Annotated in this window: 16 protein-coding genes and 1 pseudogene; 7 read left to right on the forward strand and 10 right to left on the reverse strand. The window is 63.0% G+C overall.

Annotated features, from left to right (window positions below; genetic code table 11):
• Nucleotides 1-98 precede the first annotated feature (98 nt).
• The 8 genes from V1289_RS24445 to V1289_RS24480 form a co-directional block, all read right to left on the reverse strand.
• On the reverse strand, nt 99-662 hold the full coding sequence (locus V1289_RS24445; protein WP_334399511.1) for a thioredoxin family protein: 564 nt from the start codon (nt 660-662) through the stop codon (nt 99-101).
• Between the two features lie 18 nt (nt 663-680).
• Entirely contained in the window at nt 681-1373 is a 693-nt protein-coding gene (locus tag V1289_RS24450; protein WP_334399512.1) for a cytochrome c biogenesis CcdA family protein, read from the reverse strand.
• Nucleotides 1374-1630: 257 nt separating this feature from the next.
• Nucleotides 1631-1822: a hypothetical protein gene (locus V1289_RS24455; RefSeq protein ID WP_334399514.1), complete on the reverse strand. Its 192-nt coding sequence runs from the start codon at nt 1820-1822 to the stop codon at nt 1631-1633.
• A gap of 176 nt (nt 1823-1998) precedes the next feature.
• Nucleotides 1999-2610, reverse strand: coding sequence for a sigma-70 family RNA polymerase sigma factor (locus V1289_RS24460; RefSeq protein ID WP_334399516.1), 612 nt, complete (start codon nt 2608-2610; stop codon nt 1999-2001).
• Nucleotides 2611-2976: 366 nt separating this feature from the next.
• Nucleotides 2977-3714 (reverse strand): response regulator, encoded by a 738-nt coding sequence (locus V1289_RS24465; RefSeq protein ID WP_334399518.1) that lies wholly within the window; start codon nt 3712-3714, stop codon nt 2977-2979.
• A complete protein-coding gene (locus tag V1289_RS24470; protein WP_334399520.1) occupies nt 3711-5459 on the reverse strand; it encodes an ATP-binding response regulator in 1749 nt (582 codons plus the stop codon). The genes V1289_RS24465 and V1289_RS24470 overlap by 4 nt, the downstream gene beginning before the upstream one ends.
• A complete protein-coding gene (locus V1289_RS24475) occupies nt 5429-7414 on the reverse strand; it encodes a sensor histidine kinase (RefSeq protein WP_334407647.1) in 1986 nt (661 codons plus the stop codon). Before V1289_RS24475 ends, V1289_RS24470 begins: the two co-directional genes overlap by 31 nt.
• Nucleotides 7415-7514: 100 nt before the next feature.
• The gene (locus V1289_RS24480) at nt 7515-8510 is read right to left on the reverse strand and encodes a TRAP transporter substrate-binding protein (RefSeq protein WP_334399522.1); all 996 of its coding nucleotides are present in this window, start codon (nt 8508-8510) and stop codon (nt 7515-7517) included.
• A gap of 213 nt (nt 8511-8723) precedes the next feature.
• On the opposite strand from V1289_RS24480, the gene ugpB reads away from it, so the two are divergent.
• Complete coding sequence (gene ugpB / locus V1289_RS24485; protein WP_334399524.1) at nt 8724-10034, forward strand: sn-glycerol-3-phosphate ABC transporter substrate-binding protein UgpB; 1311 nt, start codon at nt 8724-8726, stop codon at nt 10032-10034.
• 71 nt (nt 10035-10105) lie between these two features.
• Here the strand turns inward: ugpB and V1289_RS24490 are convergent, their stop codons facing one another.
• On the reverse strand, nt 10106-10552 hold the full coding sequence (locus V1289_RS24490) for a host attachment protein (protein ID WP_334399526.1): 447 nt from the start codon (nt 10550-10552) through the stop codon (nt 10106-10108).
• A gap of 87 nt (nt 10553-10639) precedes the next feature.
• Nucleotides 10640-11033, reverse strand: a pseudogene (locus tag V1289_RS24495) (DUF3775 domain-containing protein).
• A 683-nt stretch (nt 11034-11716) separates the two neighbouring features.
• On the opposite strand from V1289_RS24495, the gene V1289_RS24500 reads away from it, so the two are divergent.
• From V1289_RS24500 to V1289_RS24525, 6 genes are all read left to right on the forward strand, one after another.
• A complete protein-coding gene (locus tag V1289_RS24500) occupies nt 11717-13339 on the forward strand; it encodes an ABC transporter substrate-binding protein (protein WP_334399528.1) in 1623 nt (540 codons plus the stop codon).
• Nucleotides 13340-13345: 6 nt separating this feature from the next.
• The gene (locus V1289_RS24505) at nt 13346-14359 is read left to right on the forward strand and encodes an ABC transporter permease (RefSeq protein WP_074271529.1); all 1014 of its coding nucleotides are present in this window, start codon (nt 13346-13348) and stop codon (nt 14357-14359) included.
• 11 nt (nt 14360-14370) lie between these two features.
• The gene (locus tag V1289_RS24510; RefSeq protein WP_334399530.1) at nt 14371-15270 is read left to right on the forward strand and encodes an ABC transporter permease; all 900 of its coding nucleotides are present in this window, start codon (nt 14371-14373) and stop codon (nt 15268-15270) included.
• A 171-nt stretch (nt 15271-15441) separates the two neighbouring features.
• Nucleotides 15442-17244, forward strand: coding sequence for an ABC transporter ATP-binding protein (locus V1289_RS24515; protein WP_334399531.1), 1803 nt, complete (start codon nt 15442-15444; stop codon nt 17242-17244).
• 19 nt (nt 17245-17263) lie between these two features.
• Nucleotides 17264-17446, forward strand: coding sequence for a DUF4089 domain-containing protein (locus V1289_RS24520; RefSeq protein WP_334399533.1), 183 nt, complete (start codon nt 17264-17266; stop codon nt 17444-17446).
• A gap of 7 nt (nt 17447-17453) precedes the next feature.
• Nucleotides 17454-18851: an AtzE family amidohydrolase gene (locus V1289_RS24525; protein ID WP_334399535.1), complete on the forward strand. Its 1398-nt coding sequence runs from the start codon at nt 17454-17456 to the stop codon at nt 18849-18851.
• Nucleotides 18852-18853: the final 2 nt, after the last annotated feature.

An 18853-nucleotide genomic window follows, 5' to 3' on the forward strand; every position in this document is an offset into this window, starting at 1 on the left:
TCCGAAAACCGGAAACCCACTTTTCGGGATCGTGCCACAATCCGGCGCGAACCTTATCACGCCGAATTTGACGATAGTAGCCGCGCTGCCGGAATTGATCAGCTATTGGCGTTGAGCAGCCGTGCAATGGTGCGGTCGATCTGTTCGTACTGGCCTTCGCCGTCGTGCTGGAACACGATCTTGCCGTTCTGGTCGACGATATATTGCGCCGGCCAATAATGGTTGCGGTAGGCGTTCCAGGTCTGCGACTCATTGTCCTGCCCGACCGGATAGGTGATGCCGTGACGTTTCAGCGCCGCCTGCACGTTGGAGGTCGAGTGTTCGAACGGGAATTCCGGGGTGTGGATGCCGACGACGACGAGGCCGCGATCCCTGTATTTGGCATAGAGCTCGGTGACGCGCGGCAGGGTGTTGACGCAGTTGACGCAGCCATAGGTCCAGAAATCCACCAGCACCACCTTGCCGCGCAGGTCGGAGATTTTCAGCGGCTTCGAATTGAACCAGTTGCTGATGCCGGTGAATTCAGGCGCGGCCTGCTGTGCCGCCGCGACCGCGAACGGAGCATCCGGCGCTCGCGCTTCGCCGCTGATGCCGGGGAGGGTCGTGCCTGTCAGACTGAACGCAACCAGTGCGGCGGATGCGGCGAGCGAGCGTAGGGTCATGGAGGTCTCCTTGAGGGTTCAGAGGCCGATCTGGCCGTTGGGGTAGAATCCTGTCAGCCACGCCACGATCAGCGTGTCGTACTGGAAATAGGAGACAATCGCGAAGGCGATCACGACGACGCCGAAGGCCTGCTGTAGCCTCGGCGTGATCCGCGCGATGCTGCGAATACGGGTGGTGACGGCCTGGCCGCCATAGGCGATCAAGAGCATCGGGATCGCCGCGCCGATGGCGTAGACCACCAGCAGCAGGCTCGCCCATGCGGTGTCCTTCGAGGTCGCTACGACGGTCAGGATCGAGCCCAGCACGGGGCCGGCGCAGGGCGTCCAGACCAGGCCAAGCGTGGTGCCGAGCACGAAGCCGCCGATCATGCCCTGGCGGGACCCCGCCGTGGTGCTGCTGCCGAGCCCGCCGAACCGGACCGATAGCCACTCGAACGGCGCCGGCCAGATCATCAGCAGTCCAAATCCGGCCAGCAATACCGCCGCGCCGGTTCGCAGCACGTTGGGATCGAAATCGAACGCCCGGGTGATTGCGCTCAGCGCCAATGCCACCATCGAGAATGACATCACGAAACCAAGCGCGATCATCGCCGGCCGCGCCCTGCCGGACTGGCCGACCGATGCCCCGAGCAGAATAGGCAGCATCGGCAGGGTGCAGGGTGCGGCGACGGTGACGACGCCTGCAAGCAGCGCGAGAGCGAGGTTGAACATCGGACCGATCCATCAACGGGTCCCGGCAGCGCCATGTGGCCACTGTGGGGAGCTTGATGTTCTTCGCGATGATGGCGCGGGCCGTTACGCCGGCCGCATCCCAGGCCGCGTCACGTCTCTGTGAGCCCTTTCGAGGCGCGCCTCACGATAACGCCTCCCCCAAATGCGGAGCGACCCGGCTGGGGGGCATCCCGGCCGGGTCGTTGGAGGTTACTTGGGAGTTAGAACTTGGAAGGTCTGGTGGTCTGGAAACTGGTTCAACGGGCTCCGTTGGGGATCACACAGACCTCAGCGGCGCTCTTGGTGCTGCAATCGATCACTTGTTCGCGCACGACCATCGAACCGGCATCGCGCTGGGCGCGGGGGGCGATGTTCTGGGCGGACAATGAGGCCAGGGTGGCGACGGCGCCGAGCGGGATAATGAAAAGGCGGAAGGACGGCTTCAGCATGTTCGCTCTCCTGTTCGGCGTTGGTGTTGCGTTGTTGATGGTCGGTATAGGGAGGGAGTTTTTCCGGGTGATGTCGTCAATTGTTTCATTTGTTTCGTCGCCGGTAATCTTTGGCGTCGAAATTAACCCCGATTTTCGTCCCCGGCCTTCATCTAAGTGTTTGAAATATCTGTATTTTATGCAGCCAGGCTATCCACGCCGGCGCCCTTAAGCAACTCCGCGAGTTGTTTGCGGGCATAGAACATCCGGGTCTTCACCGTGCTCTGAGGAATGCCGATGATCGCGCCGGCCTCTTCCACCGACTTCTCGTGGTAGTAGACGAGGTTGATGATCTCGCGATGCGCCGGCGACAGCTTTGCGACGCAGGCACGCAGGATGGCCGAGGTATTGGCGCGGTCCAGCGAGGCTTCCGGCGTATCGGCCTCATCGGCGATCTCGAGCACGTCTTCCTGCTCGATATCTTCGTGCTTGCGCTGGCGTAGCGCGGTCAGCGCCTTGAAGCGGGCGATCGACAGCAGCCAGGTGGAAACCTGGGAACGGCCTTCGAACTGGCTGGCGGTCCGCCACACGTCGAGGAACACCTGGCTGACCAGGTCTTCGGCCAGGGTGGTGTCGCGCACCATGCGGAGCACGAAGCGGTAAACCCGGACGTTGTGACGGGAATAAAGCACATGCATCGCCGTGCGGCCGCCCAGGGCGATACTCTCAAGCAGCATCTCATCGGAGGTCGCGCGGGCCGCCGCGATATTTTTGCGGGCTGCAGCGTTGATGGCGATGACGTTCGGCATGACAGGCTCCCACTTCGCCTTTTGGCGGCGCTTCGTTGGGAGGATTGTTAGTTAGTCAACGTTTCGGGATGTCTGCACGAAAAGGAGAAAATGGTTTCATGCCCGGGAGAATTGTTTCGTCGCTAGCCTCGCGACGAAACATTCGGGGGTGAAATGCGAATGATTTCAATAAGAGGAAAATTGGAGGGATTGCGGAGCCCAACCGCAAAATAATCGTCGTCCCGGCGCAGGCCGGGCCGCATAACCACAGGGCGGAGTTGTTGAGCGAAGGCGATCACCGCAATGCGCTAATGTGACCGCCGCGGAGTATGGATCCCGGCCCCTCATGCGCAATTGCGCACCAGGCCGGGACGACGTCAGAATGGATTACGCCTTGTCGCCGGTCGGCGAAAACAGATAGCCGCCGCCGCGGATGGTGCGGATCACGGCGGGCTTGGTCGGATCGATCTCGATCTTGCGGCGGATCCGCATGATGCGCAGATCGACCGCGCGGTCGAAGGCCTCGGCGTCGCGCGCATTGGCCAATTCCAACAGCCGCTCGCGCGACAGCACCCGCTTCGGATTGGCCGCGAACACCTTCAAAAGGCCGAATTCGGACGCGGTCAGCGGATGCTCGTTGCCCTCGTCGTCGCGCAGCGCCTGGGCCTCGAGATCGAGCCATTTGGTGCCGAACCGCACCAGTTGATCCTTTTCCGTTTTGGTAGCCGCGGCTTCGGGCGCCGCTGCCTTCACCGGCGCACTACGCCGCAGCACTGAGCGGATCCGCGCCATCAATTCCCTGAGCTCGCAGGGCTTTGCGATGTAGTCGTCGGCGCCGAGCTCAAGCCCGACCACGCGATCGATCGGACTTGCCGTCGCCGTCAGCATGATGACGGGGACGTTGATGCGGCTCTTGAGGTCACGGATGATCGACAGCCCGTCTTCCTCGGGCATGTTGAGGTCGAGCACCACGAGGTCGGGCACGTTGGTCTCGATCACGCTGCGCAGGCTTTTGCCGCCGTCGCACAGGGTGACGCCAAAACCGTGCATCTTGAGGTAATCGCCGACCATTTCGCGGGCCGGCGCCTCGTCGTCGACGATGATGATATGCGGGCTCTGGGTCATGACGTCTCTGTTGCCGGCAATGTAACCGTAAACGTCGATCCCTGTCCGGGTCCGGCGCTCTCCGCGGTCACATGGCCGCCATGCATGTCGATAATGCGTTTGACGATCGATAGACCCAGGCCGGTCGAGCTCTCGCCGGCGGTGGGCTTGGCCGAGAGCCGCTGGAACCGGCCGAACAGCCGGCCGAGGTCTTCAGGGCTGAGCCCTGCGCCCTCGTCGCCGATGCGAATGACGGTGTTATGGCCCTCATGGCCGACCGCCACCGTGATCTTGCCGCCGATCGGCGAGTATTTGATGGCGTTGCTGACCAGATTGTCGATTGCTTCGCGGATCCGGTCGGAGTCGCACATGGTGACGAAATTCGGCGGCGCGGACACGGCAATCGTCTGCTGCTTGTTGACCGCCAAAGGCTGGTTGGCGTCGGCGACCTCGGCAACGAGGGCTGCGACATCGACCGGCTCACGGCGAATGGTGATGTCGAAGGCGTCCGCCATCGCGTCCGAAATCAGATGGTCGACCATCGAGGTCAGGCGCCTGGTGGCGTCGCGGATATGGTCGACCTGCGCCGTGACGTTTTCCTTGGGCGAGCCGGCCGAGATCAACTCGGTCAGCATTTCGGTGCGGCCGAGGATCACGCCGAGCGGGTTCTTCAAATCGTGCGCGACGGTGCCGAGGATCTCGTTCTTGAAGCCGTTGGCGCGCTGCAGCCGCAGCCATTGCGACGACAGCCGGCGGTTGGCCTGCATCAGCGCCCGCGTGCGCTGCGCGACGCGGTCCTCGAGCTGGGTATTGGCCTCGTGCAGCTGCTGATAAAGAATGACGTTGTCGAAGGCGATCGACAGCCGGCTGGAGAAGATCTCGACCAGCGCGCGGTCGGTCTCCGACAGCGGCCGCTCGGCCTGCAGCAGTACCACCACTTCGCGGCCGCTGCCGGTGCGCAGATAAAGCACGCTGCGATGATCGGCGAATTCGTTCTTGCGGCGCTGGAACGCCGCCTCCACCATCTGGCGCAAATCCGGATCGAGCGCTTTCGAACTGGTGGTGCCGATGAAGCGGCTGTAGCAGCCCGACCCGGCAAGCACGGAAAATTCGGATTCGGCCGAGCCGCCGTCGTCGCGCAGCACCAGAATGCCGGCGCAATCGACATTGAGCAGCGAAGCAAGCTGGGTCAGCACGCCTTCGGCGAGGCGCTGCATCGATTTGAAATCATACAGCGTCGAGGCGGCATCGATGATGATTTCAAGCCCGCGCCTGGTCTGCACCATGCGCTCGAGCTGCTGGTAGCTGCGCAAGGCCGCTGTCAGCGAGGTGAACAGCTTGTCGGCGGTGAGCTCGGTCTTCGCCTTGTAGTCGTTGATGTCGTACTGGACGATGACGCGGCGCTCGGGCGCCTGGCCGGGCTGTCCGGTGCGCAGGATGATGCGGACGGTCTCGTTCCTGATCTCGTTGCGGATGTATTCGACCAGTTCGAGGCCGGCGACGTCGGTTTCCATGATGACGTCGAGCAGCACGGCTGCGATATCCGGATTGTTTCGCATCAGGATGCGGCCTTCGGCCGCGGAATAGGCCGACAGGATTTCGAGTGTCGACCCCTGCAGGTTGTAGTCGCTCAGCGCAAAGCGGGTGCCTTCATGCACGGCCTGATCGTCGTCGATGACGGCGATCTTCCATTTGCGCGCGGACGAAACCTCCGGAACGGCGCCGGTATCGTCGATCAGGTGGAGGACATCGTCCTGTTCGGCCATTGAGGAGTTCCGTCGGCTGCAGCGTCCGTGATCGAGGGTCCACCCTTGGCGACCTTCGGCATGATAATGCGAAATGTAGTGCCTTGTCCCGGTCTTGACTCCAGCATCATCCGGCCGCCGAGCTGTTGAGTGACAAGATTATAGACGATATGCAACCCCAGTCCGGTGCCGCCCTCGTTGCGGCGCGTGGTAAAGAACGGGTCGAAGGCCTGCCGCTGCACGTCCGGCGTCATTCCCGCCCCGTTATCGGCGAAAATGATCTCGACATCGTCGCTGCCGCGGGCCCTTGCCGAGATCGAGATCGCCCCGGAGCGGCCGTCGGCGAAGGCATGATTGGCGGCGTTGAGGAACAGATTGGTTAATATCTGCCCGTAGGAGCCGGGATAGCCATCAATCATCAGGCCCTCCGGCACGTCGACCGACAGCGTGATCGCGGCCTTCTTCAGGACCGGCCGCAGGCTGGCGACGATCTGGTCGGTGGCTTCCCCGAGGGAGAATTGCCGGCGCTCGGCATGCGAACGGTCCACCGCCACCTGCTTGAACGACTGGATCAACTCGCCGGCGCGATGCAGGTTCGCCACCAGTTGCTGGGCGGCGTCGCGCGAGGTTTTCACGAATTCGTCGAGCTTGGAGCGGCGCAACGGCTCGGTGCGCAATTCGGACTCGAACATCTCGGCGCGGCGCGCAAAGCTTGAAGCAACGGTCAGGCTGATGCCGATCGGGTTGTTGACCTCATGGGCGACCCCGGCGACCAGGCCGCCCAGCGCCGCCAGCCGTTCGGCGTCGATCAGGTTCTGCTGGGCGGTGTTGAGCTCCAATAGCGCGCTCTCGGCCTTTTCCTTCGAGGCGCGCAGTTCGTCCTCGGTCTTGCGCTTGGCGATGGCGTTTTCTCGGAACACTTCCACCGCACGCGCCATCGCTCCGACCTCGTCCTTGGCGGCCGTTCCCTGCACGCTGCGGTCATAGTCGCCCGAGGTGATCGCGTGCATCGCCGCCATGATCTGGTGCAGCGGCAGCCGGATCGAGAGCGCGATCAGCACGCCGGCCGAAAGAATGATGCCGAGAAAGATCACGGCGATCGACAGCACCCGGCTCGATATGTTGGACAGCGTCCGGTCGAAGGTCTCCTGCGCCTTTTGCTCGCGCTGGCGCATCTTGACCGACAACTCGTCGATGGCGCCGATCGCGTCCGCCTGGCTGGCGTCGATGGTGTTGCGCAACAGCTCGGTGCGGTTGGCGAGCTCCTCGGTGAGTTTGGCCAGTCCCTCCCGCAGCGCCAGGGTCCGCGTGTTCAACCGCGCCAGCGCCATGCGCTGCAGATCGTTGTCGGCGAGGTCAGTCATCACAGGAATGGTTTTTTCGATTGTCTCGGTGTTCCTGCGTGCGTCGTCGGCGGAGGCGGACGACAGCGAGAGGTAATAGGAGTTGGCGGCGACCAGCATCGCGGTAAACGCCTCGCGGGATTTCCCGAGCGACGGCCAGATCAGCGCGTCGCGGTGCCCGGTGGCGCCCTCGATGATCGAGTAAAGCCCGGCCATGTCCTTGGCCGGACCCAGCACCTGCTCTTCATAGGTCTTGGCGATTTTCCCCTGCACCGCGCGCAATTCGCCAAAACCGTCGAGGAAACGGCTGGTGACGTGTTCGAGCCGCTCCACCGACCCCGACAGCATCGGGTCGTTCGAGGCGCGCGTGGTCAGCGTGCCGAGCACCGCTTCGCGCAACAGCAGGATCTCGGCGAACAGTTCGGGGCTCGGCTGGTTGATGTAGCGGTGGATCAGGTTCTGCAGGCGGCTGGTTTCGCTCTCCAGCGACGCCAGGATCTTGTCGGATTCGCGCACCTGCCGGACATCTTCCCAGGCCGAGCCCAGCACCTTGGCGCCGTTCCAGATCAAGACGGCGAGCACGATCACGACGGCCGAGTTCAAGGCGGCGATCGACAGAATGCGCCAGCGGATCGGTACCGCACGCAGCAGCTGGACGATGCGAAAACGGCCGCGCGCGGCGAAGCCCGCCGACCGTTCCACTGCCTTGTCCTGTTGCGGTGCTCCGGCCAATTCACTCCACCTTGCGAATTCGTTCGATCAGTTGCGCGACCGCGGGGTCGCGCTGCGCCTTGGCGTAGAGCCCGGCCATCGCCGCCTCGAACGGCTTGCGGTCGATATCTGTGACGATCTTGACGCCGGCCGCTTCGGCCTGCTTGCGCGACCCTTCTTCGAGATCCCGCCACTTTTCACGCATGAAGCGGCTGGAGCGCAGCGCCGACTCGCGGAAGATTTGTTGATCTTCGGCTGACAGGCTGCCCCAGGCCTTCTTCGACATCACCAGCACTTCCGGACTCATCGTGTGTTCGGTGAGGGTGTAGTAGCCCGCGTATTTGTAATGATCAGTGGTGACGAAGGACGGCCAGTTGTTCTCAGCGCCGTCGATCAGCCTGGTGGCAAGCCCGGTCAGCACCTGCCCGTAGGGCAGTTCGACCGGCTCGGCGCCGAGCGACTTGATCATGTCGGACATCTGCTCGGACTGCTGCACGCGCAGCCGCAAACCCTTGAGGTCGGCGATCGAGCGGACCGGCCGGACGCTGTTGTAGATCGAGCGGGCGCCGGAATCATAGAACGCGAGGCCAACGAAACCATAGGGCTCGAAGCTGGCGAGGATCTCGCTGCCGATCGGCCCATCCAGCACCTTCTGCAAATGCTCGATGGAGCGAAACAAAAACGGCATGGCCAGCACATTCATCGCCGGCACCATGTTTCCGATCAACGCGACATTGGTGCGATTGAGGTCGATCGCGCCGACCCTTGTCTGCTCCAGGGTTTCCTTTTCCTCGCCGAGCTGGCGCGAATGGAAGACCTTGATCTGGTGACGGCCGCCGCTGCGCTCCGCGACCATGCTGCCCATATAGAGCAGCGCCTGGACCGTCGGATAATCCTCGTTCTGGGTGTCGGCGGCGCGGAATTCGCGCGCAAACGCACTCGTTGCGGCCACTGCGGCGAGCAGCGCGACAACAAGCGTGATGATCCGCAAAAGGTCGGCGCGGCGGTACACTGGCAACAAATCCCCTTGTGATGAAGTCTGCGGCGGGAAGAAAAGGTTCAACTAATTTTACAGAACTGGGCGGATATGGCTATCCTGCCGATATCGTTAATTGTGCTCAATGACAGGCGATGGCGGATTGATCCCGCTGTCGCCGGGTCCTATGACGGCGGGCAGCGCAGACGCTTCATTTCGGCGCCGGATCAGAGTGTTTCAACGGTGAAGTTGAATTTGAGATTCTTATACCTCGCAGCCCTCGCGACCATCGCCCTTGGGTCTCCCGCGCAGGCCGCCACCGACATCCTGTGGTGGCACGCGATGTCGGGAGAACTGGGCAAGCAGGTCGAGAAGCTCGCCGCCGACTTCGATGCATCGCAGTCCGAATACCGGATCGTGCCGAGCTACAAGGGCAATTACACCGAGACGGTGACGGCGGCGATCTTCGCCTTTCGTTCGCGAAGCCAGCCCGCCATCGTTCAGGTCAACGAGATCGCGACCGCAACCATGATGGCGGCGAGGGGCGCCATCTATCCCGTGTTCGAATTGATGCGGGACCAGTCCGAGACCTTTTCGCCCCGCGCGTATCTGCCGGCCGTGACCGGCTATTACTCCGACGTGGCCGGCAACATGCTGTCGTTCCCGTTCAACAGCTCGACGCCGATCCTGTATTATAACAAGGATCTCTTCCGCGCCGCCGGCCTCGATCCGGAAGTGGCGCCGAAGACCTGGCCCGAGGTTGGCGCCGCGGCGAAGCGGCTGCGCGCCGCGGGCGCCGTTTGCGGTCTGACCACCTCCTGGCCGTCCTGGATCAATGTCGAGAATTTTTCCGCCTTCCACAATCTGCCGCTCGCGACCCGCGCCAACGGCTTTGGCGGTCTCGATGCGGAGCTGACCTTCAACAATCCGGCGGTGGTGCGCCATATCGCGCAGCTTGCGGAATGGCAGCAGACGAAGGCGTTCGACTACAGCGGCCGGGGCCAGACCGCCGAGCCGCGGTTTCAAAAGGGCGAGTGCGCGATCTTCATCGGCTCGTCGGCGACGCGCGCCGATATCAAGGCCAATTCGAAATTCGAGGTCGGCTACGGCATGATGCCTTATTGGCCCGACGTCGCGGACGCGCCGCAAAACAGCATCATCGGCGGCGCCACCCTGTGGGTGCTGCGCGACCGGCCGCGCGCCGAATATGCCGGTGTCGCCAAGTTTTTCGCATATCTGTCCAAGCCGGAGATTCAGGCGGCCTGGCACCAGAACACCGGCTATCTGCCGATCACCCGCGCCGCGTTCGACCTGACCCGTGCGCAGGGCTTCTACGATCGCAATCCGGGAGCGGCGATCTCGATCGAGCAGATGACGTTGAAGCCGCCGACCGAGAACTCGAAGGGAATCCGGCTTGGATCGTTCGTCCTGATCCGCGATGTGATCGACGACGAACTGGAGCAGGCTTTTAGCGGCAAGAGGTCGGCGCAGGCAGCCATGGACCTGGCCGTGGAGCGCGGCAACCGGCTGCTGCGCCAGTTCGAGCGGGCCAATCCGGATCGATAGGCCAAGGTACTTATGCTTGGCTCACGGAGAGATCAGGCGCGACTGCCGGCGTTAACGACCATACCCAAGGCTCACGCCAGCAGTTGCTCCTCGATTTGATGGACTGGCATCTTCACGAGATCCTTGCCGACTTCCGATTGAACCGCCTTGCGAACGGCATCCGAATAATCCGGCCGGATCATGCCCAGCGCGCGCGGCGACGCGACGATGGTGAGCGCCGTGGTTTCGCCGGTTGTGATCGCAACGTCGAGCCGGTCGGCAAGAGCCCGCAAGAACGCCCGCTCAGACTCATCATGCCAGTCGGTCTGCTCAACCGAGCTTCGCGCGGTACCGATCGACGAATGCACGCTGCCCGGCGCATCGGTTCCTTGCGCGCGCGTCGATAGGTCCGGGTGCTCGCGCACCTCCTTTGTGTGCAGGTTCGGAAACATGCGGTTTCCGAGATTTTCGAGGATAAGCGCCTTGCGCCCATCGCATACGACGATCCAGTCACCAGTGCCGATCTTCATTTTGGTCATTGAAGCACTCCATCCTTCAGAATGCCGGTCACGGTGCGCATTTCCTGCGCGACGCTGATTGGCTCGGGAGTCAAAGCATCCTGGAAATCAAAGATGCTCTTCGAAATCCTCAGATGACTTGCCGAACTGCGACAGGGCCTCCTCCAGATAGTCCGCCAGCATCGGCGTCCCGATCAGGTAGGATGCCGTACGATTGTTGTGGGCACGCTCCGCTTCCGAGCGCAGATCGCGCCAATTGTCGAGATCGCCGTCACCGCGGCCGAGCCACATCAGGGCGACGAGGTCAATCTGCTCGTCGACGTTCAAATCCCGAATGAAGCGGGAGAGTTCCGAGCGATCGGTGCTCTTGATCCTCAGCCACATCGTCACTCGAATCGGAGTTGGCATCCGGTCCGATGGCGTTACTGTCGGATTGCCGTGACTTCGTTACAATGAAGAATACTTTTTCCGGCGATATCGACAGGTTCGGGGCATTTCGCATCCGGGCCTCCTGGGTGCAGGCTTTCACTCCCCGATAGAACAGGGTCCCCGCACCAGCGTTGCCTTGCGCGAGATCAATAGATCGTCACTGGGAACACAGCGCGTCGCGGTCCCGTCTGACGAGATCCGTTAGTTGATCCGTCTGGCTGCCGATTAGGGCGCCAATGCCGGCCGGGCAGCTGTTCGCGGCGGCCAAGGAGACCGGCAATGTCGCGCTCCATGATCTCCTGATCGAGCGGTTTCCCGACACTGTCTGCGTCGCGCGTCGCTTTTGTCCGACAAGCGCTATCCCCGCTACCGCCCGACCATGGCAGCACTCCGCGCGCTGAAGAAGATCGATGCGAACGAAGGCTGCACCCGGCAGAAACGGATCGCCGCACCGCGTGCCTGCGCATCAACAGCGAGGATTTTTGCGATTAGCGGGACGGGGCCCCTGCGATCTTCAAATCATGGGGCCCTCGCCCAACGAGCGGGCGCCACAAAGCACCTGATCAATATTTAGGCAGCGCCATGGCTTTGTATGCAATATGACGCCCAATCGAATGCGGTCATCTCGCGGCAGAAAATCGATATTCGCAAGTTAAATCATTCGGTTAATATGCAATTGACGTTCCGTTAAGGTTTGGCACGAACCTTGCGATTCCAGTTCCAAGGCCGGCTTTCCTCGGGCGTTGGAGCATCACCATGAAGCGTCGCGATTTCCTGAAATCCGTGTCCGGATTGGCCGCCGCCGGTGCCATGACGCCCGCGCCCGCGATCTGGTCAGCGGCGAAGGCCGACGCCCGCTCGGAGACACTGTTGATCGTCTCCGAAGGCGGCCCGAACAATCTCGACATTCATGGCGTCGGCACCAACGTGCCCGGCTATGAGGTGTCGTGGAATTGCTACGACCGGCTGATCAGCCACGAGATGAAGAGCGGTCCCGGCGGCGTGCCGTATTACGACCGCGACAAGTTCAAGCCCGAACTCGCCGAAGACATGAATGTCGGCGACATGTCGGTGACGTTCAAACTGAAGAAGAACGCGAAATTCCATGACGGCACGCCGGTCGCGGCGAAGGACGTCAAATGGTCGCTCGACCGAGCGGTCTCTGTCGGCGGTTTTCCGACCTTCCAGATGAGCGCGGGCTCGCTGACCAAGCCGGAGCAGTTCGTCATCGTCGACGACAACACGGTGCGGGTGGATTTTGCCAAGAAAGATCGCCTGACGATACCCGATCTCGCGGTGATCGTGCCCTGCATCGTCAATTCCGAATTGGTGAAGAAGAACGCCAGCGAGAAAGACCCCTGGGGCCTCGAATACACCAAACAGCAGACCGCGGGCTCCGGCGCCTACAAGGTGACAAAATGGACCGCCGGCACCGAAGTGATCATGGAGCGCAACGACGAGTGGGTCGGCGGCCCCTTGCCGAAGATCAGGCGCGTGATCTGGCGCATGGTGCCGCAGGCCGGCAACCGCCGCGCGCTCCTGGAGCGCGGCGATGCCGATATCTCCTATGAGCTGCCGTACCGGGACTTCCAGGAGATGAAGGCCAACGGCAAGCTCGACGTCGTGTCGCTGCCGTTCTCCAACGGCATTCAGTATATCGGCATGAACGTGACCAAGCCGCCGTTCGATAATCCCAAAGTGCGTCAGGCGATGGCCTACGCGATGCCGTACCAGAAGATCATGGACGCGGTGTTGTTCGGCCTCGCCAATCCGATGTTCGGCGCGCCGGCCGGCAAGGCCACCGAAGTCGCGTGGCCGCAGCCGACCAAATACGCAACCGACATGGCCAAGGCGAAGGCGCTGCTCACCGAGGCCGGTTACGCCGACGGCTTCGAGACCACGATCTCGTTCGATCTCGGATTCGCCGGGGTCAACGAGCCATTGTGCGTGCTGGTGCAGGAGAGCCTCGCCCAGCTCGGCATCAAGACCACCATCAACAAGGTGCCCGGCGCCAACTGGCGCACCGAGTTGAACAAGAAGGAAATGCCGCTCTACACCAACGTGTTTTCGGGCTGGCTCGATTACCCCGAATACTTCTTCTACTGGTGCTATCACGGCAACAATTCCGTCTTCAACACCATGAGCTACAAATCGCCGGAGATGGACAAGTTGATCGACGGCGCGCGCACGGCGGCCGCAACCGGCGACATGTCGGCCTACGACACCGACGTCAAGGGCTTTGTCGATCTCGCCTTCTCAGACATCCCGCGCATTCCGCTGTATCAGCCCTTCGTCAACGTCGCGATGCAGAAGAACATCTCGGGCTATCAATACTGGTTCCACCGCCGCCTCGACTATCGCGCGCTGGCCAAGGGGTAACCCGCCATGCTGACCATGATCGGCAAGCGGCTGATGTTTGCGATTCCGTCGCTGATCGGGGTCGTGATCGTGACCTTCCTGCTGACGCGCGCGCTGCCCGGCGATCCCGCGGCGTATTTCGCAGGCCCTGCGGCCGGCAAGGAGGCGGTCGAGCAGATTCGCAAGAAACTCGGCCTCGACAAGCCGCTGATCGAGCAGTTCTTCCGCTACACCAATGATCTCGCGCATGGCGATTTCGGCAACTCGCTCACCACGGGCCAGCCGGTCGCGACCGAAATCCGCAACCGGCTGCCGGCCTCCGCCGAGCTGACGCTGCTCGGCCTCGTCGTCTCCATCGTGATCGCAATCCCGCTCGGCGTGCTCGCCGCGACGCGGCCGGGTTCGTGGATCGACCATCTCTGCCGCGTCACCACGACGGCCGGCGTGTCGCTGCCGGTGTTCTTCACGGGGTTGGTGCTGGTCTACGTCTTTTATTTCAGGCTTGGCTGGTCGCCGGCGCCGCTCGGCCGGCTCGACGTGTTCTACAGCGCACCGCCGACGGTGACCGGCTTCTATCTGATCGACACCCTGATCGCGCGCGATTTCGAGGCGTTTCGCTCCGCGCTCAGCCAGTTGATCTTGCCGGCGGTGACGCTCGCGGTGTTCTCGCTGGCGCCGATCGCGCGCATGACGCGCGCCTCGATGCTCGCGGTGCTGGCCTCGGACTTCGTGCGCACCGCGCGCGCAAGCGGGCTGTCGCCGGGCACCGTGATCGTCACCTATGCGTTCCGCAACGCGATGCTGCCGGTCATCACCACGCTCAGCATGGTGTTCTCGTTCCTGCTCGGCGCCAACGTGCTGGTGGAAAAGGTCTTCGCCTGGCCCGGCATCGGCTCCTATGCGGTGGAAGCGTTGATCTCGTCGGATTTCGCGCCGGTGCAGGGTTTCGTGCTGACCATGGCGGTCATGTACGTGCTGCTCAATCTGATGATCGACATTCTCTACGGCGTGATCGATCCCCGAGTGAGGCTTGAAGGGTAAGGGGTAAGAGCATGAGCACCGTCGCGCCTGCTGTTGAACCCGTTGGTCCCGCGCGCACCTCGGGACTATCAGCGATCTTCGAACACACCCGCTATGTGCTCGGCGAGAACCGCGTCACCGCCTTTGCGTTCGGGCTGCTGATCGTGATCGTGTTCGCGGCGCTGTTCGGCCCTTACGTCGTTCCCTACGATCCGCTCGCCAGCGATACCGCCGCGGCGCTGAAGTCACCGTCGGCGGCGCACTGGTTCGGCACAGATCAATTGGGCCGCGACATTTTTAGCCGCGTCATCGTCGCAACCCGCCTCGATAGCTTCATCGCGATGGCATCGGTGGCGCTGGTGTTCCTGTTGGGCGGCCTTGCCGGCATCGCGGCAGGCTATTTCGGCGGCTGGACCGATCGCATCGTCGGCCGCATCGCCGACACCATCATGGCGTTTCCGCTGTTCGTGCTGGCGATGGGCATTGTCGCGGCACTCGGCAATACCGTGCAGAACATCATCATCGCCACCGCGATCGTGAATTTCCCGCTTTATGCCCGCGTTGCCCGCGCCGAGGCCAACGTTCGCCGCAATGCCGGCTTCGTGCAGGCGGCGCGATTGTCGGGCAATGGCGAGTTCCGGATTCTGCTGGTGCATATCCTGCCGAACATCATGCCGATCATGATCGTGCAGATGTCGCTGACCATGGGCTACGCCATCCTCAACGCCGCCGGCCTGTCGTTCATCGGCCTCGGCGTCCGGCCGCCGACTGCCGAATGGGGCATCATGGTCGCCGAAGGCGCCGGCTTCATGGTGTCGGGCGAATGGTGGATCGCGCTGTTTCCGGGTCTCGCGCTGATGATCGCGGTGTTCTGCTTCAATTTGCTCGGCGATGGTCTGCGCGACATCGTCGATCCGCAGCGGAGGACGTGAGATGGGTGACGAAGTTCACCAAATCGTCATTGCCGGGCTTGACCCGCCTGCGGGGCCGAAGCCCCTTCGGCGCGGCGAAGGCCCGGCAATCCATCGCGCGAAGCGCATTTCTGCTTTGATGGATGTGCGGGTCAAGCCCGCGCATGACGATCTGGGAATGGGGCCGCCATCATGACCGCGCAGCCGCTGCTCGACGTCAACGATCTCACGGTGGAATTTGCGACCCGGCGCGGCATCGTCAAAGCCGTGCAGCACGTCAACATCACCGTGGCCAAGGGCGAGACGCTGGGCATCGTCGGCGAATCCGGTTCGGGCAAATCCGTCACCTCTTACGCGGTGATGCGGATCCTCGACCGTGCCGGCAAGATCGCCGAAGGCTCGGTGATGTTCTCCGGCATCGACGTCAGGGCCGCGAGCGAGAACCAGATGCGCGATCTGCGCGGCCGCGAAATCTCGATGATCTTTCAGAACCCGCGCGCGGCGCTCAATCCGATCCGCAAAGTCGGCGACCAGATCGAGGACGTGCTGCGCCAGCACGTGCAGGCCGCGCCGAGCGACCGTGGCGAGAAGGCGATCGAGGCGCTCGAGGCGGTCAAGATCGCCCGTCCGCGCGAACGCTATCACGCCTATCCCTTCGAATTGTCCGGCGGTATGTGCCAACGCGTGGTGATCGCGCTGGCGCTGGCCTGTAATCCGCAGCTTCTGATCGCGGACGAGCCGACCACCGGCCTCGACGTCACCACGCAAAAAGCCGTGATGGACCTGATCGTCGAACTGACGAAGCGCCGGTCGATGTCGACTATCCTGATCACGCATGATCTGGGACTGGCCGCCGCCTATTGCGACCGCGTGATCGTGATGGAGAAGGGCCGCGTCGTCGAGACCGCGAAATCGGCGGATATTTTTGCCAACCCCGAACACGCCTATACCAAGAAGCTGATGCGCGCGACGCCGCGGCTCGGGGTCTCCTTGCGCGATCTGCTGCCGGAGGAAGAAGCAATTCCCGTCATGGCCGGGCATAGCCGTCCGAAGGACGGCGTCGCTTCCGCTCGCCTATGCCCGGCCATCCATCGACCTTCACACGATTCTTCAAAGCCGATGGACCCCCGGGTCAAGCCCGGGGGTGACGAGGTTACAAAACCGCTGCTTCTGGTCGAAAAGCTGGTCAAGGAATATCCGCGCCAGGGCGCGACCGCTACGCTGGGTAAATTGTTCGGCCGCAAGCCGCCGGTCGAGGCCGAGCAGTTCCGTGCGGTCGACGGCATCAGCTTTTCGGTCGGCCACGGCGAGAGCGTCGGGCTGGTCGGCGAATCCGGCTGCGGCAAATCGACCACGTCGATGATGGTGATGCGGCTGTTGGACCAGACCTCGGGCCGCATCATGTTCGACGGCGACGAGATCGGCGGCATCCTGCCCAATGCCTTTGCGCGGCTTCCGTTGCGCAAGAGCATCCAGATGGTGTTCCAGGATCCGACCGACAGCCTCAATCCCCGCTTTACCGCCGCGCGCGCCATCATCGATCCGATCATGCAACTCGGCGACATCAGGGGACGTGACGCGCTGCGCGCCCGCTGCGAGGAACTCGCCGGCCTCGTCGGGCTTCCGGTCAACCTGCTTGACCGGTTCCCGCATCAATTATCCGGTGGACAAAAGGCCCGCGTCGGCATCGCCCGGGCGATCGCGCTGCATCCAAAACTGGTCATCCTCGACGAGCCGACCGCCGCGCTCGACGTGTCCGTGCAGGCGGTGGTGCTCAATCTGCTGCAGGACCTCAAGGCGTCGATGGGCATGAGCTATCTGTTTGTGTCGCATGATTTGAATGTGGTGCGTTTGCTGTGCGACCGTGTCATCGTGATGCGGACGGGTCGAATCGTCGAGCAGGGTCCATCCGAACAGGTCTTGGGTAATCCGCAGGATGCCTATACAAAGGAGCTGCTGACGGCGATCCCGCATCCGCCGTTGCCGGTTTCCTGATATTGAGAATGGGAGAGTGATGGCTGCCGATCCGCTGGATGAATATATCGACGCCGTCTCCAAGGCGCTGGCGCTACCGGTCGAGGAAGCGTGGCGGCCGGCGGTCAAGGCCAATCTCCAGGTGTCGCTGAGGCTGGCGCGGCTGGTCGACGAATTTGCATTGTCCGACGAAACCGAGCCGGCCAGTTTCTTTACAGCCTGACATCGCGATGACCGAAAAACCCGAGATATTGTCGGCCGCTGAAACCGCGCAAGCGGTCGGAAGCGGCAAGCTGTCGGCACTCGCCGCGACCGAAGCGGCGCTGGCGCGGATCGCCAGGCATGACTCCGTTCTTAATTCCTTCACCGACGTCACCGCCGATCGCGCCCGCGCCAAGGCGCGCGCCGTCGATGCCGCGATCGCGGCGGGGCAAAAAGTCGGTCCGCTCGCCGGCGTGCCGTTCGCGGTGAAAAACCTGTTCGACGTGCAGGGCCTGCCGACCCGCGCCGGATCGAAGATCAACCGCGACCTCAAGCCTTCATCGCGTGACGCAACGCTGATCGAGCGTTTGGAAGCGGCAGGGGCCGTGCTGGTCGGCGCGCTCAACATGGGCGAATACGCCTACGACTTCACCGGCGAGAATGTGCATGACGGCCCGTCGCGCAATCCGCACGATCCGACGCGGATGACCGGTGGCTCTTCCGGCGGTTCCGGCAGCGCGGTCGGTGGCGCCCTGGTGCCGCTGGCGCTGGGGTCCGACACCAACGGCTCGATCCGGGTGCCGTCGTCGTTCTGCGGCATCTTTGGCCTGAAGCCGACCTACGGCCGGCTGTCGCGCGCGCGGTCGTTTCCGTTTGTCGCAAGCTTCGATCACCTCGGCCCGTTCGCGCGCAATGTCGGCGATCTCGCGCTGGCCTATGATGCGATGCAGGGACCCGACGCGGCCGACGCGGCCTGCACGACGCGGCCGGTCGAACAGGTCGCGCCGCTGCTGGCGCAGGACATCGGGAGCGTGCGGGTCGCGATCGCCGGCGGCTATTTTCAGGAGAACGTTTTTCCGGAAGCCGTCGAGGCCGTCGCCCGCGTCGCCAAGGCGCTTGGCGCCACGCGGACCGTTGAAATTCCCGAGGCCGCGCGCGCCCGCGCCGCGGCCTATGTCATCTCCACCACCGAAGGTGCGTCGCTGCATCTCGACCGCCTGCGCAAGCGACCGAACGATTTCGATCCGGCAGTGCGTGACAGATTGATCGCGGGCGCCATGGTGCCCGCGCCCTTGGTCGATCGCGCCCAAAAATTCCGCCGCTGGTATCGCGCCCAGGTGCTGGAGCTGTTCAAGTCGGTTGACGTGATCATCGCGCCGGCCACGCCCTGCATCGCGCCAAAACTTGGTCAGGTCACCTTCGTGCTCGATGGCGTCGAATTGCCGGTGCGCGCCAATATCGGCATTCACACCCAGCCGATCTCCTTCATCGGCCTGCCCGTGGTCGCGGTGCCGGTGCCGCTGGAGCCGATGCCGATCGGCGTCCAGATCATCGCCGCCCCCTGGCGGGAAGATATCGCGTTGCGCGTGGCTTACGCGCTGGAGCGCATGGGCGTCGCCGCGGCGCCTTCGCCGAGAGGATTATAAAG

This window comes from Bradyrhizobium sp. AZCC 2289 (genome assembly GCF_036924615.1).
Taxonomy (GTDB): domain Bacteria; phylum Pseudomonadota; class Alphaproteobacteria; order Rhizobiales; family Xanthobacteraceae; genus Bradyrhizobium.